Source organism: Roseomonas sp. KE0001 (genome assembly GCF_016107285.1).
Lineage (GTDB): Bacteria > Pseudomonadota > Alphaproteobacteria > Acetobacterales > Acetobacteraceae > Pseudoroseomonas.
In genome coordinates this window covers 37,530-60,467 of the sequence record NZ_RCVQ01000007.1, presented here as the reverse complement: position 1 = coordinate 60,467, position 22,938 = coordinate 37,530, and the positions used below count along the sequence as shown (strand labels likewise).

Genomic DNA, 22,938 nt, shown 5'->3' with positions numbered 1-22,938 from the left:
CAGGCGTTGGGGCAGGCGAAGCCCCGGACAGGGTACAAACAGGAGCCCATCATGCGCGACAGCACACCCGTTGACCGCAACCTCGCCCTGGAACTGGTGCGTGTGACGGAGGCGGCGGCGCTGGCCGCCAGCCGCTGGATCGGGCGGGGCGACAAGAACGCCGCCGACGGCGCCGCCGTGGACGCCATGCGCAAGGCCTTCGACACCATCGCCATCAGCGGCACCGTCGTCATCGGCGAGGGCGAGATGGACGAGGCGCCGATGCTCTACATCGGCGAGAAGGTCGGCACCGGCGGCCCGAAGGTCGATATCGCCGTCGATCCGCTGGAAGGCACCAACATCTGCGCCACCGGCGGGCCGAACTCCATCGCCACCCTGGCCGTGGCCGAGGATGGCGGCTTCCTGCACGCGCCCGACATCTACATGGACAAGATCGCCGTCGGGCCCGGCCTGCCGGCCGGCATCGTCGACCTGGACGCGACGCCCGGCGAGAACCTGCGCGAGCTGGCCAAGGCCAAGCAGGTCGAGATCAACGACCTGGTCGTCTGCATCCTCGGCCGTGACCGGCACAAGGACATCATCCGCCAGTGCCGCGAGGCGGGCGCGCGCATCATGCTGATCCCCGATGGCGATGTCGCGGGCCTGATCGCCGTCTCCCAGGCGGACACGGGCGTCGACATGTATCTCGGTTCCGGCGGCGCGCCGGAGGGCGTGCTGGCGGCGGCGGCGCTGCGCTGCATCGGCGGCCAGATGCAGGGGCGGCTGCTCTACGAGGACGAGACGCAGATCGAGCGCGCCCGCGGCATGGGCCTGACCGATCCGCACCGGAAGCTGACCGCCGAGGACCTGGCGCATGGCGAGGTGATGTTCGCCGCGACCGGCGTGACCGGCGGACCGATGCTGCACGGCGTGCGGCGCAAGGGCGGGCGGGCCTACACCCATTCGATCGTCATGCGCAGCAAGACCGGCACCGTCCGCTACATCGAGGGCCACCACAACTTCTCCCTCAAGCCGAGCGCCTTCGTTGACTGACCTGCCGGCGGAGGTGGCGGCGCCCGGGCTGGTCCTCGGCGTGGCCCGCTCCGCCCTCGGGCGGCGCTGGCTGTGGCGGCAGGGGGACGCGCGGACCGGCCTGGCCATCGCCCAGCGCCTCGACCTGCCCGAGCTTGTCGGGCAGCTCATGGCGGCGCGCGGCATCGATCTCGAGGCGGCGCCGCTGTTCCTGGAGCCGACGCTGCGGGCCCTGCTGCCCGATCCTTCCGTGCTGCTCGACATGGACCGCGCCGCCGAACGCCTGGCGGCGGCGGTGCGGCGCGGCGAACCGGTCGCGGTCTTCGGCGATTACGACGTGGACGGCGCCTGCGCCGGCGCGCTGATGCTGCGCTTCCTGCGCGAGCTGGGCTGCCCGGTGCGGCATTACGTGCCGGACCGGCTGAAGGAGGGCTACGGCCCCAATCCCGCCGCCATCGCCGCCCTCTGCGCCGAGGGCGCCACGCTCGTCGTCTGCGTCGATTGCGGCATCGCCGCCCATGAGGCGCTGCGCGCGGCCGAGGGCCGGGCGGATGTCGTGGTGCTCGACCATCACAAGGCCGAAGGGCCGGTGCCGGCGGTGGTGGCGGCGGTCAATCCGAACCGCCTCGACTGCGGCTCGGGTCTGCGGCACCTCTGCGCCGCGGCGGTCGGTTTCATGGCGGCGGTGGCGACGCTGCGCGAACTGCGGCGCTCCGGCTTCTTCTCCGGCCGGCCGGAGCCCCGGCTGCTCGACCTGCTGGATCTCGTGGCGCTCGCCACCGTGTGCGACGTGATGCCGCTGACCGGCCTGAACCGCGCCTTCGTCACCCAGGGGCTGAAGGTGATGGCCCGCGGCGCCAGGCCCGGCATCGCCGCGCTGCTCGAGGTGGCGCAGGCACGGGACGCCCCTTCGGCCTATACGCTCGGCTTCCTGCTGGGGCCGCGCATCAACGCCTCCGGGCGGATCGGCGAGCCGGATCTCGGCCTGCGGCTGCTGGCCTGCGACGACCCGGTGGAGGCCCGTGCCATGGCCGAGCGCCTCGATGCCGTGAATCGCCGCCGCCAGGAGGTTGAGGGCGAGGTGCTCGCCGCCGCCTTCGCCGAGGCCGAGGCCCAGGTCGAGGCCGGGCATCCGGTGCTGCTGCTGGTGGGGGAGGGGTGGCATCCGGGCGTCGTCGGCATCGTCGCAGGCCGGGTGAAGGAGCGCTTCAACCGCCCGACCTGCGTCGCCGGCCTGGCCGATGGCCTGGCCAAGGGCTCCGGGCGGTCCGTGCCCGGTGTCGATCTGGGCGCGGCGGTGATCGCCGGGCGGCAATCCGGCCTGTTCGAGACCGGCGGCGGGCATGCCATGGCCGCCGGCTTCTCCTTCCGCCCCGAGCAGCGGGAGGCGGTGCACGCCTTTCTCAACGAGCGCCTCGCGCATGCCGCCGATCTGCCGGCCAGCGCCGACCTCCTGCTGGACGGTACCCTGCTGGTACCGGCGGCGACGGCGGCCCTGGCCGAGCAGATCGCGCGCCTCGGACCGTTCGGCGCCGGCCATGAGGAGCCGCTCTTCGTGCTGCCGCGCGTGCGCGTGGCGCGGGCCGACCGGGTGGGGAAGGAGGGCAACACCGTGCGGGCCTTCCTCGAGGGCGAGGGGGGTGGCCGCCTGAAGGCGGTGTGCTTCCGCGCCAAGGAGGGGCCGCTGGCGGAACTGCTGCTGAACAGCCGGGGCGCGCCGCTGCATCTGTGCGGTGCTTTGCGCGCCGAGGCCTGGAATGGCGCGGTGACGGCCAGCCTGCATGTGCAGGATGGCGCTCCGGCGGCGTGAGGCCGTTGTTCTCATGAAAGAAAACAGTACCGATAGTCTGGACGCCCTGCCGGGCCTGGGCTAGTAACCGCCCGCCCGCGCTGCCATGGCCGCGCGTCGCGTTCGGGTCCCCATCGTCTAGAGGCCTAGGACACCAGCCTTTCACGTTGGTAACACGGGTTCGAATCCCGTTGGGGACGCCAGGACGCGTTTAAATACAAGAGTTTAGGGGATATTCAGCCCCTAGACCCCACAGTTACCCGCACAATCGTTCACGAGTGGCTGTCGGATACCTGTCCAAGGCATCCGGGCGCAGGGGGTTTGACTCCAGGCAGTTTGCTACCGCCTAGCCCCGAGAGGTGTTCCTGGTCCTCAGGTCTGCTCGCTGGGTTTCGACTCCGACGAAAACAGCCTCTCCCAGTTGGTCCGATCCTTCCAGCCCATGACCATGTCGCTTTGCGCCAGGATCGGTCCGCCCTCATCGCACTTGTCGACGCGAACAGAAGGAACTGGGAGTCGACGGAGGTAGACAGGCGCCTCTGACCACCCGGCCGAAGCGTCTGGCTGCGGCGGCAGGCACCCCAACCTCTGGGTGCGCCTGAAGGAATGGCGCCGTTGCCACTCGCCACGAGAAGGATGTCCACCTTTCCTCGGCGTTCTTTAACCTGACAGCCACCCTCATGCTCGTCCGGCGAATGCCACGACCATTATGAAGCGGGCCCTGAGCATTTCCGGCTTCAGCTTATATCGATTCCATGATATTACCATTTATATAAAGCAACCGGTGGTGCTATGGCGCCGCGGTAGGAGGACAATGTCCTACGGCATTCGCTTGCACGTCTGGGGTCCCCGCGCCTTCTTTACCAGACCTGAGATGAAGGTCGAGCGCGTCTCCTACGACGTGATGACACCCTCCGCCGCGCGCGGAATCCTGGAAGCCATTCACTGGAAGCCTGCATTGCGCTGGGTGGTGGACCGCATCCACGTGCTGCGGCCCATCCGCTTCCAGTCCTTCCGCCGCAACGAGGTCAGCGCCAGGGCCAGCGCCGCGACGGCCGAGCGGGCCATGCGCGCCGGCACCACGCAAGGGCTGGGTCTGGTGGCGGAGGAGGTGCGGCAGCAGCGCGCCACAACCCTGCTGGTGGACGTGGCCTATGTGATCGAGGCACATTTCGAGATGACGCCGCGCGCTGGGGTGGAAGACACGCCTGCCAAGCACGCCGCCATGTTCAACCGCCGCGCGGCCTCCGGGCAGTGCTTCCACTGCCCCTGCCTGGGCACCTGGGAATTCGCCGCCGACTTCGCCCTGATCCCGGAGGGCGCGCCCTTGCCGGAGAGCAAACTGCTGCCCGGCCAGCGCGACCAGGATCTCGGCTGGATGCTGTACGACATCGACCATGATGCCGGCGCCGCCTCCCGCTTCTTCCGGGCCAGGCTGGAGAATGGGGTGGTGGATGTGCGGGCCTGTCTGGCGCAGGGCAGCACGGCATGACGATCCTGCAGTCGCTGGACCGTTATTACGGGCGGATGGCGGCGCGGGGGGAGGCGGAGGCACCGGGTTTCTCGCGCGAGAAGATCGGCTTCGCCATCGTGCTGTCCCCAGCCGGGGAGCCGGTGGCTGTGCTCGACCTGCGGGTGGCATCGGGCAAGAAGCTTGTGCCGCGGCTGGAGGAAGTGCCGGCGGCGGTCAAGCGCACCGTGGGCATCCTACCCAACCTGCTATGGGACAAATCGGCCTATGCGCTCGGTCGCACGGCGGGTGAGGGCAAACGGACGGCCGCCGAGCACGCCGCCTTCCAGGCCTCGCACACGCAGTTGCTGACCGGCACCGATGACGAGGGCCTCCTGGCGCTTCGGCGCTTCCTGGAGGACTGGAAGCCGGAGCGCTTCGATGCGCCGCCTTTTCTGCCGGACATGCTGGACGCCAATATCGTGTTCCGCCTGGATGGCGAGGCCGGCTTCATCCATCAGCGCGCGGCGGCGCGGGCTCTGGTGGAACAGCGGGCTGGCGGCGATGCGCCCACGATACTCTGCCTGGTAACCGGCCAGCCGGGCCCGGCACGGCGCCTGCACCCGGTCATCAAGGGTGTGGAGGGTGCGCAATCCTCCGGCGCCGCGCTGGTGTCCTTCAACCTTGATGCCTTCACCTCCTATGGCAAGGCGCAGGGCGACAACGCGCCGACCTCGGAGGCCGCCGCCTTCCGCTACGGCGCCGCGCTGAACCGGCTGCTGGATCGCGGCAGCGCCAACCGCCTGCGCCGCCCGCTGGGCGACGCCACCGTGGTGTTCTGGGCCGATGCGCGTGATGCCAGCCCGGCCGCGGAGGCGGCGGCGCGGGCGGCCGAGGACATCTTCGCCCTGCTGGGCGACCCGCCGGCCCCTGCCGTCGCTGGCGCCGAGGCCGGGCTGGACAAGGATGCCGCCGCCACACGCCGCGTACAGGAGGTGCTGGCCGCGCTGTCGGAGGGCAGGCCGCTGCGGGAGATGGACCCGCGGCTGGATGAGGACGTGCGCTTCCATGTGCTGGGCCTCTCGCCCAATGCCGCGCGGCTGTCGGTGCGCTTCTGGCTGAGCGATTCCTTCGGGGCCTTCGCGCGCTGCCTGGCGCGGCACTACCAGGACCTCGCGATCGAGCCTCTGCCCTGGCGCGCGCCGCCCTCCGTCAACTGGCTGCTGATGCGCACCACCGCGCTGCAGGGCAAGTTCGAGAACATCCCACCCCTGCTGGCGGGCGAGGTGACGCGCGCTGTTCTCTCCGGCGCCCCCTATCCACGCACCCTGCTCTCGGCCGCGATCCTGCGGCTGCGGGCGGGGGACGATCCCGCCACCGGCTGGCACGCCGCCGCCATCCGCGCCGTTCTGGCCCGCGAGCATCGCCTCAGGCGCCGCCAAGAAGATCGAAAGGAGGACCCGCCCGTGAGCCTCGACCGCGAGGAACCGAATGCCGCCTACCAGCTGGGCCGCATGTTCGCCATGGCGGAGATCGCCCAGCGCATGGCGCTCGGCACGGTGAACGCGACCATCCGCGATCGCTATTTCGGCGCGGCCTCCGCCACGCCGGCCAGTGTCTTCCCGCTGCTGCTGCGCGGGATGCAGAACCATCTCTCCAAGCTGCGCAAGGACCGCAAGGGCGGCTTCGTGGAGCGCGAGATGGACCAGATCGCGGCCATGCTGCCACCGGCCCTACCGCGCGCCCTGCGGCTGGAGGAGCAGGGCCGCTTCGTGATCGGCTACTACCACCAGCGGCAGGCAAGGGTCGCCGGCAAGGCGATCGTGCAGATCGCGGACGAGGAAGCACCCGAGGGGGATGACGCCAGTGAGTGAGACCGCCGCGCTGACGCGCCGCCACGATTTCGTGCTGTTCTTCGACGTCACCAATGGCAACCCGAACGGCGACCCGGATGCCGGCAACCTGCCACGGCTGGACCCGGAGACCAATCACGGCCTCGTCTCCGACGTCGCCATCAAGCGCAAGATCCGCAACTACGTCGCGCTGGCGCGCCCGGAGGCACCGGGGCACGAGATCTACATGCGCGATGGCGCCACGCTGAATCTCGAGCACAAGCGCGCCTGGACGGCGGTGCTGCCGGAGGTGACGAAGGACGAGGACCGCAAGCGCCTGCCGAGGGACGCTGAAAAGTCCCGTGAGCTGACGCGCTGGATGTGCGCCAATTTCTGGGACATCCGGGCCTTCGGCGCGGTGATGACCACGGGCGTCAATGCAGGGCAGGTGCGCGGGCCGGTGCAGATCACCTTCGCGACCTCGGTTGAGCCGGTGCTGCCGCTGGAAGTCTCCATCACCCGCCTCGCCGCGACCACGGAAAAGGACGCGGAGGAGAAGGGCGGTCGCACCATGGGCCGCAAGCATATCGTGCCCTACGGTCTGTACCGTACCCATGGCTTCGTCTCGGCGCCGCTGGCCAGCCACCCGGCCAAGGGCACCGGCTTCTCCGAGGCGGATCTGGAACTGCTCTTCGAGGCGCTGGGCAGCATGTTCGAGCACGACCGCTCCGCCGCCCGTGGCGAGATGGCAACCCGCAAGCTGGTGGTGTTCCGCCATGCCGGCGCGCTGGGCAATGCTCAGGCCCATACGCTGTTCGACCGCGTGACGGCGCGCCGGCACCACCAGGGAGAGACGCATCCGATCGGCGACCCCCGCACCGACAACTGGCCTGCCGCCCGTCGCTTCCAGGACTACGCCATCGCTGTGGATCGGGGCGGATTGCCGGATGGTGTCGAGGTGATCGAGCGCTGAGCCGATGCCGCCGGCGCCCCCGGACACGGCGGCCGAGGACGAGCTGATCCCGATTTCCGCTCTCCAGCACCATCTGTTCTGCCCGCGCCAGTCCGCCCTGATCCATGTGGAAGGACTCTGGGCGGAGGATGGCGCGACCGCCGAGGGGCGGCTGCTGCATGAGCGGGTGGATGCGGGCCGCCCGGAAACGCGGCCCGGGGTGCGGGTCGCGCGCGGCATCGCGCTGCGTTCCCTCACGCTCGGCGTTGCAGGCAAGGCGGATGCGGTGGAGTTTCGCGGCCGCCCACCGCAGCCCTTTCCCGTGGAGTACAAGCGCGGCAAGCCCAAGGCGCACCGGGCCGACGAGGTACAGCTCTGCGCCCAGGCGATCTGCCTGGAGGAGGCCTTCGGTGTGCCGGTGCCGCAAGGGGCGCTGTTCTACGGCACCACGCGCCGCCGCCTGCCCGTGCTGTTTGACGAGACGCTCCGCGCGCTGACGGTGCGAACCGCGGAGGAGGCGCGGGGCAACATCCTGGCCCGGCACACGCCGCCGCCAAGACTGTTCCCGGGCTGCCGCGCCTGCTCCCTGCACGACCTTTGCTAGCCGGAGCGGTTGCAGGCGCCACCTTCGGTCACGGGCTGGCTGGCCGAGCAGTTGCGGGGCTGATCATGCGGCGGATGCTCAACACCATCTACGTCACCAGCGAAGGTGCCTGGCTCCGCAAGGATGGCGCCAACCTCGTGGTGGAGGTGGAGGGGTCCGAGGTCGGCCGCGTGCCGTTGCACATGCTGGAAGGAGTGGTGGGGTTTGGCCGCCCCGGCTGTTCCCCAGCCCTGATGGCCGCCTGTGCCCAGGCGGGAATCGCCCTGTCCCTGTTGGAGCCGAACGGCCGCTTCCTGGCGCGGGTGGAGGGCGCGCGCAGCGGCAACGTGCTGCTGCGACGTATCCAGCACCGGGTGGCGGATGACGAGGCGCGGCATGGTCCGATCGTGCGCGGCGTCGTGGCCGGCAAGGCGGCGAACCAGCGCCAGGTTCTGCTGCGGGCCCTGCGCGACCACGGCGCGGCGATGGAGCCCGCGACTCGCTTGGCCCTCGAGGAGGTGGAACGGCGGATCGGCCATGCGGCGCGGCGAACGCTTACGGTCTCGGATGTGGCGGGGCTGCGCGGAATAGAAGGGGAGATCGCCGCCCTGTACTTCGGCGTCTTTGATAGCCTGATCCGCCGCCCGGACCCGGCATTGCGCTTTGGCGGACGATCCCGCCGCCCGCCGCTGGACCGGGTGAACGCGCTGCTGTCCTTTCTCTACGCCATGCTGGGCCATGACTGCCGCGCGGCGCTGGAGGCGCACGGGCTCGATCCGCAAGTCGGATTCCTCCACGCCGACCGTCCCGGTCGCGCCGGTCTCGCACTCGATCTGATGGAAGAGCTACGTCCCGTCCTGGCCGATCGTCTCGCGCTGAGCCTGCTCAACCGTGGACAGCTCGGTGCCGATGACTTCATCGTCGAGGAGGCCGGTGGCGTGCGACTGACCGACGAGGCCCGCCGCAGCGTGCTGGTGGCGTGGCAGGAACGCAAGCGGGACGAACTGCGCCATCCCTTCCTGGGCGAGGCCATGCCGCTTGGCTTGGTGGCCTATATACAGGCCCAGTTGCTGGCCCGGCACCTGCGTGGCGAACTGGACGGGTACCCACCCTTCATATGGCGATAAGGCAACGTCGATGCTGGTCCTGGTGACCTATGATGTTAATGTCGAAACAGCAGAGGGACGCCGCCGCCTGCGGCGCGTTGCTCGCGCCTGCCTGGACTGGGGCCAGCGCGTCCAGAACTCAGTCTTCGAATGCGAGGTCGACCCGGCGCAGTGGACGCAGTTGCGGGCGAGGCTGATTGAGGAAGTTGACCCTCTAACCGACAGCTTGCGTTTCTACCGACTGGGCGCAGACGGGCGGCGCAAGGTCGAACATGTGGGCGCGAAGCCTGCATTGGATCTGGACAAGCCGCTGGTGTTCTAACGACTGTCGACCGTCTCATCAGGTCCGGTTCTTTCTGTTATCGTCAGCACTGCGCGACCCTGAAGCACTCATCGCAACCGGGCAAGGTTCGCGCGTCAGCAATTGGCTATGATTTCAGGGACTTGGGGACTATGCCTCTGCACGGCCTCCACATACGGAGGCTGGTTCCAGAATGTTCGCGATCACAGCCTACTTCAGAGCGCTCCTTTCGTGAGTTAGACCATAAGGCGTCGCTCCCCGTGCGGGAGCGTGGATCGAAACAGGGAGACCGGGCTCTCCTGGGACAGGATGTGGCGGTCGCTCCCCGTGCGGGAACGTGGATCGAAACTCGTTGAACTCACCCTTGACGTAGACGCCGACATGTCGCTCCCCGTGCGGGAGCGTGGATCGAAACATATGGCGAATCTCCACTATATCGAGAGGCGCTCGTCGCTCCCCGTGCGGGAGCGTGGATCGAAACGGAAACGACACGTCCCAGCCGCGCCGGCTGAATTGTCGCTCCCCGTGCGGGAGCGTGGATCGAAACGAGCAGCAGATGCAGGCCATCGCTGCAACCTTCGGTCGCTCCCCGTGCGGGAGCGTGGATCGAAACCGCGATGTGCCCAGGGACACCGCCAGCATCCCTGGTCGCTCCCCGTGCGGGAGCGTGGATCGAAACCAGCTCGGTGCGCGCCAGATGCTGGCGCTCGCGCAGTCGCTCCCCGTGCGGGAGCGTGGATCGAAACCCCACGGGTTGGCTAACAGCGCTCCCGGATGCAAGGTCGCTCCCCGTGCGGGAGCGTGGCATGTCTGCCATCCGTCTTGTCGCCGCCATTCTCTTCTGGATCAATGCATTCTGAATGTATTCAATGCAGACCATGCCAGTCTTCGCGCATTCGCTGCCTTCGAAGCCCCCTGCCAACTGGGAGCTTTTGACGGATCACTTGGTGGCTGTCGGTCAGCGCGCGGCAGAGTTTGCCGCATGGTTCGGCTGGGCCGAGGCTGCACGTGCTCTGGGCCGTCTGCACGACATTGGCAAGGTGTCCGTTCCCTTCCAGACCTACATCGCCACGCCGCGCGGTGAAGGTGCCGCCAAGGGGCCGGACCATTCCACCGCCGGGGCCCGCATGGCCTACCGCCTGTCCCCAGGACCCTTTGGCTTGCTCCTCGCCAACATCGTGGCCGGGCACCATGGCGGATTGTCTGATGCGGAGGACCTGGAACGACGGCTCTCGCCGGAACACCACCCGATCTTCCCCTATGATGGTTGGGAAGCCCATGCCGGGCCTTTGCCGCAGACGCGCGGCCTTCTGCCGTCTCCGCCCTGGCCGGGCGGCGCTCCGCCATCCGGCTTCGGCAAGGCCTTTCTCGGCCGCATGCTGTTCTCTTGCCTGGTCGACGCGGATTTCCTGGAGACCGAGGCGTTCCATCGTCGCGCCGAAGGGCAGCCTGAAACGCGGGGCGGTCACAGCACGATCCCGGACCTGCGCGATCGGCTGCGCGTGCATATGGCCGGGATCGACGGACGCAGCGACAGCACCGTCTCCCATGCCCGCTCCCAGGTGCTGGCGGCGGCACGGGATAAGGCGGCGATGCCGCCCGGCCTGTTCACGCTGACCGTGCCGACGGGCGGCGGCAAGACCCTGGCCTCCCTGTCCTTCGCGTTGGAGCATGCGGCGCGGCACGGCCTGCGTCGTGTGATCCATGTCGCACCCTTCAGCGCCATCATCGAGCAAACCGCCGCCGTGTTCCGTACCGCGCTGGAAACGCAGGAGGATGTGCTGGAGCACCACGCCCAGGCCGCCTGGCGCGAGACCGACGACGAGGAAGGACCAGGGGGCGAGCGTAAGTTGCGGCAGGCCGCGGAGAACTGGGATGTGCCGGTGGTGGTGACCACCGCCGTGCAGTTCTTCGAAAGCCTCTTCGCCAACCGTCCGTCCCGCTGCCGCAAGCTGCACAACCTGGCGCGCTCCGTGATCGTGCTGGACGAGGCGCAGGCCCTGCCGGTGGGGCTGCTGCGCCCCTGCCTGGCGGCAGTGGCCGAGCTGGCGCGGGCCTATGGTGCCACGGTGGTGCTCTGCACCGCCACGCAGCCGGCGATCCGTGTGCAGGACGGGCTGGATGGCGGGCTCGACATTCCGCCGGAACGCGAGATCGCGCCCGACCCGCCGGCCCTCTACGCCGCCCTGCGGCGGGTGCGGGTGGAGGTGAGGCCGGACAAGGTGACGGATGCCGAGGTGGCGGCACGCTTCGCCGAGGTGCCGCGCATGTTGTGCATCGTCAACAGCCGTGCTCATGCGCGGGATCTCCATGGCGCCATCCGGGAGCAGGAAGGTGCCGTGCATCTCAGCACGCTGATGGTGCCGCGCCACCGCCGCCGGGTGTTGGAAGAGGTCCGCCGCCGGGTGAAGGCCGGGGAGCCGGTGCGCGTGGTCAGCACGTCCCTGATCGAAGCCGGTGTGGATCTGGATCTGCCGGAAGTGTGGCGCGCGGTGTCCGGGGTTGATTCCATTGCCCAGGCAGCGGGGCGCTGCAACCGCAATGGTCTCCTGCCCATGGGGCGCACGGTGGTGTTCGAGCCGGCGGAGGCGTCGGTGCCGCGCTTCGCGCGGGAGTTCCATCAGGCCACACGGGAAGTGCTGCGGCGGCATGACGACCTGCTGGGGCTGGAGGCCGTGCGGGACTACTTCCGCACCCTGTACTGGCAGAAAGGGCAGGGCGCGCTGGATGCCCTTGCGCTGGAGGGCTTCAGGCCAGGCGCGCTGCCGGCGCTGGAGACGCATAAGGATGACAGCCGCTTTCCCTTCCGCAGCCTGGCCGACGCCTTCCGCCTGATCGACGAGACGATGGAGCCGGTGGTCGTGCCGTGGGACGACGCGGCGCGGGCGGCGCTGCAACTCGTGGCACGGGTCGACAAGCCTTCAGGGCGGATGCTGCGGGCATTGCAGCCTTATACCATCAGCATTCCGGCCCAGGCGCGGCGGGACTGGCTGGGGCGAGGGGCGCTGCGGCCGGTAAGCCGGGCACTGGGCGACGCGCTGCTCGCCTTCGAGAATACCGAGCACTATGACGCGGAGACGGGGCTGGATCTGGCCAGGCCGGAGTACCGGCAGGTGGAGAGCAACCTGTTCTGAGAGCCCGCTTCACAACGGGTGAGACTGCGCAGGCGACCGAGGTTCTGCGCGTTTCGGGAGTGTCCAAAGCTTCCGAGGCCGCCTATGTGGACCCCCGCCGCCCACGCGTGGCGAGCCGCGTGACGTGGGGAGCCGGTATGGGCAGGGAGGGGCGTACCGGCGCGCACGGGGCTGCGGGAGGCCTTGGTCGAGGCGTCGCGGCGGTGGGATCCGGATCGCGCGCTTCGGTTCGGCGGAGCAGACCGGAGCCATCGCCTTCTGCGCGTGCCAATGCCGAAAACGTCATCCTAGGCAGCCGCCCAGGCCGCACCACCTGATCTCGGCAACCAGGGAGGCACCGATGGAAGACAATCGCGTCTGGGCGTTCGAGGAAAGCCTGTGGACCGGAGACGCCGAGCACTACCGATCCTCGATCGATGATGCGTGCCTGATGGTGCTGCCGCAGCCGCCCTTCGTGATGAGCGGCCAGGACGCCATTGCCGCCGTCGCGGACACGCCGCGCTGGACGAAAGTGGAGATCTCCGAGCGGCAGATCGCCCGGCCGCAGGAGGGGCTGATCGTGGTCGCCTACCATGCCCGCGCGGAGCGGGATGGCACGGCGCCCTACGAGGCGCACTGTACCTCGACCTATCGCCGCCTGGCGCACGAGGAGTGGCGCGTGGTGCAGCACCAGCAGACGCCGCCGCTGGTGAAGAGCTGACAGGGCGGCGGTGGAGGGTCTGGAGCGGTCACGCAAGGCCGGTCACACGCCTTCATCCCGCCGAGGCGGTCACGACCGTCACGGCAGAGTGGCGGCGATCCTTCCAGCCGCCTCGCTCATCCTCCCGGCTCACCTCGGCAATGGAGATGTCCGCCGGCATAGGACAGGCCTGCTGGCCGAGAGTGGGACGCCGGTTGCCCAGGGCGGCGATCAGGGTGCCTTCTGCGTGGCGGACCCGTGGGCGGATGAGGCCGGACCTCGGCCGTCGACTGGCAGGGGGGACATGATCCCGCTCTGCTGAAGCCTGGCGACCGTCGCGTGGAGATGAGCCAGCACCGCCCGCAGGGCCGGGGTCGCGGGGCGCGTCGGGCTCATCGCCACCATCAGGCGCGCGCGGAGTGGCGGATCGGCGATGCCCCTCAGGATGTATCGGCGGTCCAGCGCCTCGCGCGTCAGAGCCGCGCGGGGCAGCACGCTCCAGCCGATGTCCAGTTCGACCAGCCTGCGGATGGCCGCCAGACTGTCCACCTCCAGCAGGCGGGCCGGATCGGGATGCGCCCCGGCGCGGTGCAGGGCGCGCCGCAAGCCGTGCTGCGGATCGGGCAGGACCAGATCGAGCCGCGACAGGCATGATACCGGAACGGGACCCTCGCCGGGCAGGTCCCGGGCGCGGCGGCGGCGCGCGAAGAGCAGCAGCTCCTCCTGGGCCAGCAGCTCCGCGGCGATGGCCCGGCTGCGCCGGCTGTCATAGAGGATGGCGATGTCGAGGCGCCCCTCGGTCAGCCACTGGTTCACGAAGCCGCTGAAGCCGTCGACCAGCCGGATCCGCAGGAAGGGGTGGCGCTGGCGCAGCTCGCCGAACAGCGAGGCCGCCAGATGCGCCGACATGAAGGTCGGCACGCCCAGCACCACCTGGCCGCGCGGAACCGGGTCATCCAGGCTGGCCGGGAGGTTGTCGAGCGCGGCGAGCAGGGGCCGGGCGGCCTCGACCAGGCGCCGGCCGTCCTCGGTGAGGCGCGCGCCGCGGCCATGGCGGTAGAGGAGGGGGCGCCCGACCTCCTGCTCCAGCAGCGCGATCTGCCGGGACAGGCTGGGCTGCGCCAGGCCCAGGACCGAGGCCGCGCGGCTGAAGGCGCCTTGCTCGGCGATCGCCACGAGGGAGCGCAGCCGCGTCGGATCCATAGCCTGCGACTATAGCTGCTAATGGGAGGCGGGACATGCCCGGCGGGCTATGGGGCGGAGATGGAAAACGCCAAGACCGCCGCCGAGACCCTCCTCGCCGCCCTGGCCGCGCGCGGCACCGACCGGGCCTTCTGCGTCCCGGGCGAATCCTACATCGCCCTGCTCGATGCCCTGCACGCGCATCCCTCCATCGATCTGGTCACCTGCCGCCAAGAGGGCGGCGCCGGCTTCATGGCGGTGGCCGACGCGAAGCTGACCGGCCGGCCGGGCGTGGTCCTGGTCTCGCGCGGCCCGGGCGCCTGCAACGCCGCCATCGCGCTGCACACCGCCGAGCAGGACGCCGTGCCGCTGATCCTGCTGATCGGCCAGGTCGAGCAGAGGGATCTGCGCCGCCGCGCCTTCCAGGAGATCGACTACGCCGCCATGTTCGGCGGCATCGCCAAATGGGTCGGCGAGGCGACCCATCCGGACCAGGTGCCCGAGCTAATCGCCCGGGCCTGGAGCATGGCGGTGCAGGGGGTGCCGGGGCCGGTCGTGCTCTCCCTGCCGGAGGATGTGCTGGCGGCGCCCTGCGCGGCTTCCGCCCCGGCCATCACGGCCGCGGTGCCGGCCGCGCTGGCGGCGCCGGAGGCGGAGCGCCTGGCGGAGATGCTCCGCCGCGCCGAGCGCCCGATCCTGCTGGCCGGGCACGGGCTGGACGTTCCGGGCGGGCGCGAGGCCCTGCTGGCCTTCGCGGAGGACTGGCGGCTCCCCGTCGCGGTGTCCTTCCGCCGCCAGGACCTGTTCCCGAACCGGCATCCGCTCTATGCGGGCGACCTCGGCCTGCGCAATCCGGACGCGCAGCGCCAGGCCTTCGCCGAGGCGGATCTGGTCCTCGCCCTGGGGACGCGGCTCACCGACATCACCACCCAGGGCTACAGCTGGCCGGCGCCGGGGCAGACGTTGGTGCATGTCTGCGCCGACCCGCGCTTCCTGGGCTGGCAGTTCCCGGCCGGGATGGCCATTGCCGCCGATGCGCTGGCCGTGCTGGGTGCGATGCCACGCCAGGGCAGGGCGGTGCCGGAGGGACGGGCGGCGTGGAACCGGCGCCTGCGCCGGCTGCAGGAGGCGGACAGCCAGCCCGTGACGTCCGATGCCGCGGATGGCCTCGCCTTCGCCAGGGTGGCGCAGCTGGTCGGCGAGGTCGCGCCGGCCGATGCGATCGTGACGCTCGATGCCGGCACCTTCGCCGCCCCCTTCTACCGCAAGCTTCCCTGGACGCTGCCGCAGCGCCTGCTGGCGCCGATCTCGGGCGCCATGGGCTTCGGCGTGCCGGCCGCCGTCGCCGCCGCCCTGCGGCACCCGGAGCGAAGCGTGATCTGCGCCGTGGGGGATGGCGGTGCCCTGATGACCGGCAATGAACTGGCCGTGGGCATGGCGCGCGGCCTGCCCATCAAGCTCCTGCTGTCCGACAATGGCAGCTACGCCTCCATCCGCATCCATCAGGAGCAGCGGCATCCCGGCCGGGTCTCGGGCACGGATCTCGTCAATCCCGATCTCGGCCTCTGGTGCGCCTCCTTCGGCGCGCCGCTGCTCCGGGTGAGGGAGGAGGCCGATCTGCCCGCCCTGGCGGCGGCGCTGCGCGCCCCCGGGCCCATGGTCGCCGTGGTCCGCACCTCGCTTCAGGCGGTCCTGCCCGTGCACGCCACGGTGCCGGAGGCGGGCTGAGCCCCTCAGGGGGCGCCAAGAACCCATCAGGGAAGGGAACGTCCGATGCTGAAGATTCCGCGCCGCCTGGCGGCGCCCGCCGTGGTGGGCCTCGCCGCGCGGCCGCTCCGGGCCGAGACCGGCTGGCCGAACCGCCCGATCACGCTGGTCGTGCCCAATCCGCCGGGCGGCGGCACGGACTTCGCGGCGCGGCTGTTCCAGGACCCGCTGAGCCGGGCGCTGGGGCAGCAGGTCGTGATCGAGAACCGTTCCGGCGGCAACGGCAATGTCGGCATCCTGGCGGTGACCCGCGCCGAGGCGAACGGCTATACGCTGCTGCTGCAGTATTCCGGCTATCATGGCGCTAATCCGGCGCTGACGCCGGATCTCGGCTGGGATCCGAACCGGGATCTCGCCGCCGTGGGCATGGCCACCATCGCGCCGCATGTCATCTTCAGCGGTCCCGCCGTGAGGGCCGCAACGCTGGCCGAGCTGGTGGCGCACATCCGGGAGAATCCCGGCCGCGTCACCTACGCCTCGGCCGGGACCGGCTCGATCCAGAACATCGCCGGGCTGCAACTCGCGCGGCGGGTCGGGGCGCCGATGCTGCACGTGCCCTATCGCGGCGCCGCGCCGGCACTGCAGGACGTGGTCGGCGGCCGGGTGGACATCTTCATCACCACCCCGTCCTCCGCCCTGTCGCTCTTGCAGGGCGGTGGGCTCAGGGCCCTCGCCGTTGCCAGCGACACGCGCCTGCCGGCGCTGCCGGAGGTGCCGACCACGGCCGAGGCCGGCCTGCCGGGCTACATGGTGGATGCCTGGTTCGCCGTCTTCGCGCCGTCGGGCGTGCCGCTGGCCATCCGGGAGAGGATCAATGCCGCCCTGCGCGAGGCGGCCGCGATGCCCCGGCTGCGGGACGTCGCCGCCGCCTCGGGGGTCGTGCTGAAGCCGCTCACGGTGGCGGAGATGGAGGCCCTGGCGCGGCGGGATGTCGAGGAACTGGGCCGTGTGGTGCGCGAGGCGGGGCTGCGGATCGAGTAGGCGGGCCGCCGCCCGGGCTCAGCCCTCCAGGCCCAGCAGCTCGGACAGCGCCATGGCCGCCTCGATCTGCTCGAAGGTCTGGCGGATCTGGCCCAGGATGACCACACGCTGGTCGTCGTCCGCCTCCGCATGCTCGCGCATCAGCGCGATCAGCCTCTCATGGGCCAGGGCGAGGAACTCGGGAAGCCTGCGGATGGCACAGTCCTGCATGGCGGAAACCTCCGTTACGCTTCCCGGATACGGCAGAAGCGGGGCGGTTTCTGTGACCGAAGTCACACAGGCGACGGGAAGGGGGCGTCCTCAGCCCGCCCCCGCCTCCTTCCAGCTCAGGAAAATACCGACATCTCCCGGCATTCCGTCGGTGTAGTCCAGGATCGCCACGCGCAGGTCGAAGCCGCGCGGCTCCAGCTCCCGCCGGTAGAAGGCATGGGCCTTGGCGGCGAAGCCATCGAGATACAGCGCCCAGTCATCCTGGCCGCTGGTGATGGAGCGGCCACTGTCCTTCATCCAGGCGGAGGGAAAGTGCAGCACCATCACCTCGTTCTCGCCATCAGCGGCGGCGCGGCGCACCATGAGCATCAGGCGCTCCAGCGCATCGGGCGGGATGTCGCGGTCCTGGAAGGCGCGGCGCAGCGCCTCGCGCTCGTCCCGCTGGCGCTCCCGCTCCCGCCCCTCCTCGTCCAGCTTGGCCTCACGTTGGCGCTGCATCCAGGCGCGAATCTCAGGCGCGCTGAAGCGGCTGAGGAATCCCTGCTCCGCCATGGCGATCTCGCTCCTCTTTCCGGCCGCCGGCTGCGGCGCCTCAGTCGACGATATGATAGCCGCCGTCGATGTAAAGCGTCTGGCCGGTGATCAAACGGGCGGCATCCGTGGCCAGATAGGCGGTGGCCATGCCGACATCCTCGATGCTCACCAGGCTGCGGGCCGGGGCCTTGGACTGGGCGCGGGCCAGCAAGGCGTCGAAGTCCGGCAGACCGGAGGCGGCGCGGGTCTTCAGCGGCCCGGGCGAGATGGCGTGCACGCGGATGCCCTGCGGCCCGAGTTCCGTCGCGAGGTAGCGCGTGGCGCTCTCCAGCGCCGCCTTGACCGGCCCCATCATGTTGTAGTGCTCGACCACCATGCTGGCGCCGTAATAGCTCATGCAGAACAGCGCGCCGCCGGGATGCTCGCCTTTGGCCAGCAGCGGCTCGGCCAGCTTGGCCATGCGGATGAAGGACCAGCAGGAGATGTCCATCGCCTGCAGGAAGCCCTCGCGCGAGCAGTCGGTGACGCGGCCCTGGAGATCCTCGCGCGGGGCGAAGGCGATGGAATGCAGCAGGAAGTCGAGTTGCCCCCATTCCGCGGCGATGCGCTCGAAGACAGCCTCCAGCTCACCCTCGTTCCGCAGGTCGAGCGGCATCAGGATGGGCGCCTGCACCGCCTCGGCCAGCGGCCGCACATGCGGCAGGGCCTTCTCGTTCAGGTAGGTCACGGCCAGCTCGGCGCCGAGGTCGCGGAAGGCGCGGGCGCAGCCCCAGGCGATCGACTGGTCGTTGGCGATGCCCGTCACCAGGCCGCGGCGGCCCTGCAGGCTGGGGAGGGGACGGGGGCTCACCAGACCGTCCTGTAGCCGCGCAGCAGGTCGAGGGTATGGCGCGCGATCATGCGTTCCTCGTTGGTCGGCAGGACATGGGCGGCGATGCGGCTGCCATCGGCGGAGATGCGCGGGCCATGGGCGGCGTTGCACGCGGCGTCCATGACGAGGCCGAGCCAGGCGCAGCGGGCGCCGATCGCCGCCCGCACCGGCGCCGCGTTCTCGCCGACGCCGGCGGTGAAGACGATGGCGTCGAGCCCGCCCATCTTGCTGGCCAGCGCGGCGATGGCGCCGGCGGCGTGATAGGCGAGGTGGTCCAGCGCCAGCCGCGCCGAGGGGCTGTCGCTGGCGAGCAGGTCGCGCACGTCGCCGCTGAGGCCGGACAGGCCCTTCAGCCCGCATTCATGGTAGAGCAGATGCTCGATGGCGGCGGGCGTCATGCCCTGCTCCTGGAGGTAGAGCACCACGCCGGGGTCGAGCTGGCCCGGCCGCGTGCTCATGGGCAGGCCGTCCAGCGCGGTGAAGCCCATGGTGCTGTCGATGCTGCGGCCCGCCCGGAGGGCGCAGGCCGACATGCCGGAGCCCAGGTGCAGCGCCACCACGCGCCGCTCCGGCAGCAGGGGATCGAGATCCTTCAGGTGGCCGGCGATGTATTCGTAGGACAGGCCATGGAAGCCGTAGCGGCGGACGCCCTGGCGGTAGAGAGCCTCGGGGATGGCGAAGCGCTCGGCGAGGGGGCCATGGCCGCGATGGAAGGCGGTGTCGAAGCAGGCGACCTGCGGCAGCTCCGGCCGGCGCGCGCGAATCGAGCGGATCGGCGCCAGGTTGTTGGGCTGGTGCAGCGGCGCCAGGGGCACCAGCGCGTCCAGCCGCGCCAGCACCTCGTCATCGATCAGCACCGGCTCCGCGAAGTCCGGTCCGCCATGCACGACGCGGTGGCCGACCGCCAGCGGCGGCGTGCCGATATGCCCGAGGAACCAGGCACCCAGCACCTCCTGCGCGGCGGCGACATCCTGCATCCGCGCGGGCTCGGGGCGCTCGTCGGCGATCACGGCATCGCCCGCGTCCCAGACCTGCAGCCGGGCGTGGGCGGTGCCGATGCCGCCCAGCAGGCCCTTGAAGCGCCGGGTCAGGCTGTCATCCCCGCCCACGGCATAGAGCTGGAACTTGATGCTGGAACTGCCGGCGTTGAGGACCAGGATGCCTTCGCTCATGCGGACACCGGCCTCCGCTCGGCCAGGTAGCGCGCGTAGAGCGCGGCGACGGCGCAGGAGGCGAGGCGGGTACGGGTGCTGTCGGCGCGGCTGGTCAGCACGATCGGCACCCGCGCGCCGAGCACGATGCCGGCGGCGTCGGCGCCCGACAGGAAGGTCAGGTTCTTCGCCAGCATGTTGCCCGCCTCGAGATCCGGCACCACGAGGATCTGCGCGCGGCCCGCCACCTCGGAGCGGATGCCCTTGATGCGCGCCGCCTCCGGGCTCACCGCGTTGTCGAGCGCCAGCGGTCCGTCGAGGATGCCGCCCTGGATCTGCCCGCGCTCGGCCATCTTGCACAGCGCCGCCGCCTCGATGGTGCCGGGCAGCTTCGGGCTCACCGTCTCCATCGCGGAGAGGATGGCGACGCGCGGGATGCCCAGGCCGAGGCCGTGATGCAGGTCGATGGCGTTGCTGATGATATCGGCCTTGGCGGCGAGATCGGGCGCGATGTTGATGGCGGCGTCGGTGATGAAAAGCGGGCGGATGTAGTTGGGCACGTCCATGATGAAGACGTGGCTGATGCGCCGCTCAGTGCGCAGCCCGCCCTCGCGCGCCACCACGGCCGACATCAGCTCGTCGGTGTGCAGGCTGCCCTTCATCAGCAGCTCTGCGCGGTTCTCGTGCACCAGCGCGACGGCGCGTTTGGCGGCGGCGTGGCTGTGCGGTGCGTCGATGACCTCGATCCCCGCGAGATCGAGCCCCGCCGCCGCGGCGGCGGTTGCGATCTTCCGCGCGGGACCCACCAGGATGGGCGCAATGATGCCATGGCGCATGGCATCGGCGATGCCCTCCATCGCCGATGCGTCGCAGGGATGCGCGACGGCGCAGGGCACCGCCGCCATCCCGGCCGTGCGCTCGATCAGCGCATCGTAGTGCGGATGGCGCGGCGCGGCAGGCGGCGCGCCGAGGCTGTCGGCCGTCACCGGCCGGATCCCTTGCGGTCGCGCGCCCGGAGCCGGGCATGGCGGCGCGGTGGCGCTGCCGGCTCGCCGCGCGCCGGCTGCGCCTCCGCGGGGGGTTCGGGCTCCCCGGCGCGCGGTGCGCCGGCCAGGACCTGCTGGAGTATCGCCTCGATCTCGGCGTGGCGCTGCCGAGCGGCCTCACTCAGCGGCGCGGCCTCCTCGACACGATGGATCTCGGCGATGAGCGCCTCGATCTCCGCCGCCGTCGAGGTCCGCAGCAGTCGGGGCAGGGCGGCCAGCGCCGCCGCCTGGTCCAGGCGCAGCATGAAGAACTGCTCGCGCAGCGCCGCCTTGAACGCAGCGAGGCTCATCTCCTGCCCCTCCTCCCGCCGCAGGTTGCGCAGCATGGCGAAGCTGCGCGCATCGGCGACGCGGTCGGCCAGGCCGATATAGATCAGCGCCCTCAGGCAGGCCTCGTAGGCGCCCCCCTCGGCGATGCCGGCGCGCAGCTCCGCCATGCGCCGCTCGAGGAAATCGCGCAGCTCCGGCTCGGCGCCCGGCTGGCGGCGCGGCGGCATGTCGCGCGCCATCAGCCCGGCCAGGGATTGCAGCAGCGGATGGCTGTAGAGCGCCAGGAAGGCGGCTTCGTAGCCGGCGTCGCGCCAGTCGCCGTAGCGGTCCAGCGCGGCGACGATCTGTGCCGAGGCCAGGTGTTCCAGGCGACGGAAGAGATTGTCCTCGGCGGCGGGGCGGCGCTCCTGCCGCACCGGCCCGGCGAGCGCCGTGATGGGCGCCAGCCAGGGATTGCGGCTGGAGAAGCTGTTGTACTGCAGGCGCAGCGGCTGCAGGCCGCGGATCGTCTCGGCCAGCTGCGGCGTGACCAGGGCCCGCACCAGCGGCTGCAGGAGGTGGCGGTAGAGGCCGAGATTGGCTTCCGACAGCCAGGCGACGGTGGCGAAGCGGCGGTCGTCCTCCGGGCGGGGCTGCACGATGGCGCGGATATCGTCGAGCGACCGGCCGGCGAAGCGCAGCACGTACTCGCCGCCCTCGGCGCCCTCCGCGTCCAGGATCTCCGCCTCGTAGAGGCCCGGAGGCAGCACGTCGATGAAGTCGATGTTGGAGGCGAACTCCTCGTGCTCCCTCCGCGCCACCTTGCCGGAGACGAAGATGCCGAGATGGCCGATGCTCTCGTGCACGGTGTAGACGATGGTCTGGCCGTGCGCGCGGATGTCGTCGACGCTGTCGTAGAGGTCGAGGATCCAGCCCAGGGCCTGCGGCGGCGGGGTGATGTTGTCGCCGCGCGAGCAGAAGACGACGATCGGGGACCGGATCTCGCGAAGATCGATGCGGATCTTGTCCGAGGTGGTCAGCTCGGCGGTCGAGAGCTTGTTGCCGACGAAGAGATTGTCGGTGATGTACTGCATCTCGCCGGCATTGGTCAGGATATGGCCGTTCCACCACTTCTCGAAGGCGAGGTAGCGTGGCGGCTCGGTGTCGATGCGGTCGTAGACGGTGTACTGCTTGGTCCACCAGGTGTTGGCGAGGTCCAGGTTCTCGAAGTTCTGCACCAGCCAGGCGCCGTCGAAGAGCCCGTCGCCCAGATCGCCCGCCAGGGCCGTCATCCAGGTGCCGCCGAGCAGGCCGCCGGTGTAGCGCATCGGGTTCATCCCGCGCCATCCCGCCCAGTAGGAGAGCGGCGCGCCGGCGACGATCAGCGGGCCGAAGACCTCGGGCCGGGTCGCCGCGCCCATCATCACCTGCCAGCCCGCCTGGCAATTGCCGATCACCACCGGCTTGCCTTCCGCCTCCGGATGCGCCGCGGCGGCATGGGCGACGAAGGCCTGCTCGGCCCGCATCACGTCCTCCACCGTCTGGTCCGGCTCCGGCCGGGGCAGGAAGCCGACGAAGTAGCAGGGATGGCCGGCCCGCAACGCCACGCCGATCTCGCTGTCGGCCTTGAAGCCGGCGATGCCGGGGCCGTGCCCCGCCCGCGGATCGACGATGACGAAGGGGCGCTTGCGGGGATTGGTCTCCAGCCCCTCGGGCGGGCGGATGCGGATCAGCCGGTAGTTGACCGGTCGCGGCAGGTCACGCCCGCTGAGCACCACATCGCCCTCGAAGCTGAGGACATTGGGCGCCGCCAGCCGCTGCTGCTCGTGGTACTGGTCGCCACGCTGCCGCAGCACGTCCAGGAAGAGGATGCCGCGCTGCCAGCTGTCGAGCGCGTAATCCGCAGCCTCCATGCAGAGCGTGGCCCATGGGGATGACCACGGAGACAACCAGGGAGAGGCCCGAAGCCAGGGCGAGGCACCCGGAAGGCCGGTGGTCCATGACATTGGGCAATCCCTCCAGTCAGGTCCGTCAACGATATGCTGCGCTGCAACCTAGGCCGGATGGCCACCATGCTCAATCCACGGCGACGCGCCCCACGGAAGCCTGA

Annotated in this window: 19 protein-coding genes, 1 tRNA gene and 1 CRISPR repeat array; of the genes, 13 read left to right on the top strand and 7 right to left on the bottom strand. The window is 70.5% G+C overall.

The window, feature by feature from the left end:
* The first annotated feature begins 51 nt into the window (after positions 1-51).
* From glpX to D9598_RS14630, 11 genes are all read left to right on the top strand, one after another.
* A complete protein-coding gene (gene glpX, locus D9598_RS14680) occupies positions 52-1,032 on the top strand; it encodes a class II fructose-bisphosphatase (RefSeq protein WP_198367288.1) in 981 nt (326 codons plus the stop codon).
* Complete coding sequence (recJ, locus tag D9598_RS14675; RefSeq protein WP_198367287.1) at positions 1,025-2,821, top strand: single-stranded-DNA-specific exonuclease RecJ; 1,797 nt, start codon at positions 1,025-1,027, stop codon at positions 2,819-2,821. Before glpX ends, recJ begins: the two co-directional genes overlap by 8 nt.
* A gap of 106 nt (positions 2,822-2,927) precedes the next feature.
* Positions 2,928-3,003 (top strand) — tRNA-Glu (locus D9598_RS14670).
* Between the two features lie 611 nt (positions 3,004-3,614).
* Entirely contained in the window at positions 3,615-4,292 is a 678-nt protein-coding gene (gene cas5c, locus D9598_RS14665) for a type I-C CRISPR-associated protein Cas5c (protein ID WP_198367286.1), read from the top strand.
* Positions 4,289-6,124, top strand: a complete 1,836-nt coding sequence (gene cas8c / locus D9598_RS14660) for a type I-C CRISPR-associated protein Cas8c/Csd1 (protein ID WP_198367285.1) — start codon at positions 4,289-4,291, stop codon at positions 6,122-6,124. Before cas5c ends, cas8c begins: the two co-directional genes overlap by 4 nt.
* Positions 6,117-7,055, top strand: coding sequence for a type I-C CRISPR-associated protein Cas7/Csd2 (gene cas7c, locus D9598_RS14655; RefSeq protein WP_370592039.1), 939 nt, complete (start codon positions 6,117-6,119; stop codon positions 7,053-7,055). The genes cas8c and cas7c overlap by 8 nt, the downstream gene beginning before the upstream one ends.
* Positions 7,056-7,059: 4 nt before the next feature.
* Positions 7,060-7,638, top strand: a complete 579-nt coding sequence (gene cas4 / locus D9598_RS14650) for a CRISPR-associated protein Cas4 (RefSeq protein WP_198367283.1) — start codon at positions 7,060-7,062, stop codon at positions 7,636-7,638.
* Positions 7,639-7,703: 65 nt separating this feature from the next.
* The gene (cas1c, locus tag D9598_RS14645; protein WP_198367282.1) at positions 7,704-8,744 is read left to right on the top strand and encodes a type I-C CRISPR-associated endonuclease Cas1c; all 1,041 of its coding nucleotides are present in this window, start codon (positions 7,704-7,706) and stop codon (positions 8,742-8,744) included.
* A gap of 10 nt (positions 8,745-8,754) precedes the next feature.
* Positions 8,755-9,045, top strand: a complete 291-nt coding sequence (cas2, locus tag D9598_RS14640) for a CRISPR-associated endonuclease Cas2 (RefSeq protein WP_198367281.1) — start codon at positions 8,755-8,757, stop codon at positions 9,043-9,045.
* A gap of 229 nt (positions 9,046-9,274) precedes the next feature.
* Positions 9,275-9,770: direct repeats of the CRISPR family, unit length 32 nt; unit sequence GTCGCTCCCCGTGCGGGAGCGTGGATCGAAAC.
* A gap of 114 nt (positions 9,771-9,884) precedes the next feature.
* Positions 9,885-12,158 (top strand): CRISPR-associated endonuclease Cas3'', encoded by a 2,274-nt coding sequence (locus D9598_RS14635; RefSeq protein WP_370592038.1) that lies wholly within the window; start codon positions 9,885-9,887, stop codon positions 12,156-12,158.
* A 340-nt stretch (positions 12,159-12,498) separates the two neighbouring features.
* Complete coding sequence (locus D9598_RS14630; protein ID WP_198367280.1) at positions 12,499-12,858, top strand: DUF4440 domain-containing protein; 360 nt, start codon at positions 12,499-12,501, stop codon at positions 12,856-12,858.
* Between the two features lie 210 nt (positions 12,859-13,068).
* Here the strand turns inward: D9598_RS14630 and D9598_RS14625 are convergent, their stop codons facing one another.
* Complete coding sequence (locus D9598_RS14625) at positions 13,069-14,040, bottom strand: LysR family transcriptional regulator (RefSeq protein ID WP_198367279.1); 972 nt, start codon at positions 14,038-14,040, stop codon at positions 13,069-13,071.
* 60 nt (positions 14,041-14,100) lie between these two features.
* Between D9598_RS14625 and D9598_RS14620 the strand changes: the two genes are divergently transcribed.
* Together D9598_RS14620 and D9598_RS14615 are read left to right on the top strand one after the other, a co-directional pair.
* Positions 14,101-15,747 (top strand): thiamine pyrophosphate-binding protein, encoded by a 1,647-nt coding sequence (locus tag D9598_RS14620; protein WP_198367278.1) that lies wholly within the window; start codon positions 14,101-14,103, stop codon positions 15,745-15,747.
* 45 nt (positions 15,748-15,792) lie between these two features.
* Positions 15,793-16,767, top strand: coding sequence for a tripartite tricarboxylate transporter substrate binding protein (locus tag D9598_RS14615; protein WP_198367277.1), 975 nt, complete (start codon positions 15,793-15,795; stop codon positions 16,765-16,767).
* 18 nt (positions 16,768-16,785) lie between these two features.
* On the opposite strand, the gene D9598_RS14610 is transcribed toward D9598_RS14615, so the two are convergent.
* The 6 genes from D9598_RS14610 to D9598_RS14585 form a co-directional block, all read right to left on the bottom strand.
* On the bottom strand, positions 16,786-16,977 hold the full coding sequence (locus D9598_RS14610) for a hypothetical protein (RefSeq protein WP_198367276.1): 192 nt from the start codon (positions 16,975-16,977) through the stop codon (positions 16,786-16,788).
* A gap of 90 nt (positions 16,978-17,067) precedes the next feature.
* A complete protein-coding gene (locus D9598_RS14605) occupies positions 17,068-17,529 on the bottom strand; it encodes a hypothetical protein (RefSeq protein WP_232477261.1) in 462 nt (153 codons plus the stop codon).
* A gap of 40 nt (positions 17,530-17,569) precedes the next feature.
* Complete coding sequence (fabI, locus tag D9598_RS14600; protein WP_198367274.1) at positions 17,570-18,361, bottom strand: enoyl-ACP reductase FabI; 792 nt, start codon at positions 18,359-18,361, stop codon at positions 17,570-17,572.
* Entirely contained in the window at positions 18,358-19,554 is a 1,197-nt protein-coding gene (locus D9598_RS14595; RefSeq protein ID WP_198367273.1) for an acetate/propionate family kinase, read from the bottom strand. The genes fabI and D9598_RS14595 overlap by 4 nt, the downstream gene beginning before the upstream one ends.
* Positions 19,551-20,519 carry a phosphate acetyltransferase gene (locus D9598_RS14590; RefSeq protein WP_370592037.1) on the bottom strand — a complete coding sequence of 323 codons (969 nt, stop codon included), beginning with the start codon at positions 20,517-20,519 and terminating at the stop codon, positions 19,551-19,553. The genes D9598_RS14595 and D9598_RS14590 overlap by 4 nt, the downstream gene beginning before the upstream one ends.
* Positions 20,516-22,741: a DUF3141 domain-containing protein gene (locus D9598_RS14585; protein ID WP_198367272.1), complete on the bottom strand. Its 2,226-nt coding sequence runs from the start codon at positions 22,739-22,741 to the stop codon at positions 20,516-20,518. The genes D9598_RS14590 and D9598_RS14585 overlap by 4 nt, the downstream gene beginning before the upstream one ends.
* Positions 22,742-22,938 lie beyond the last annotated feature (197 nt).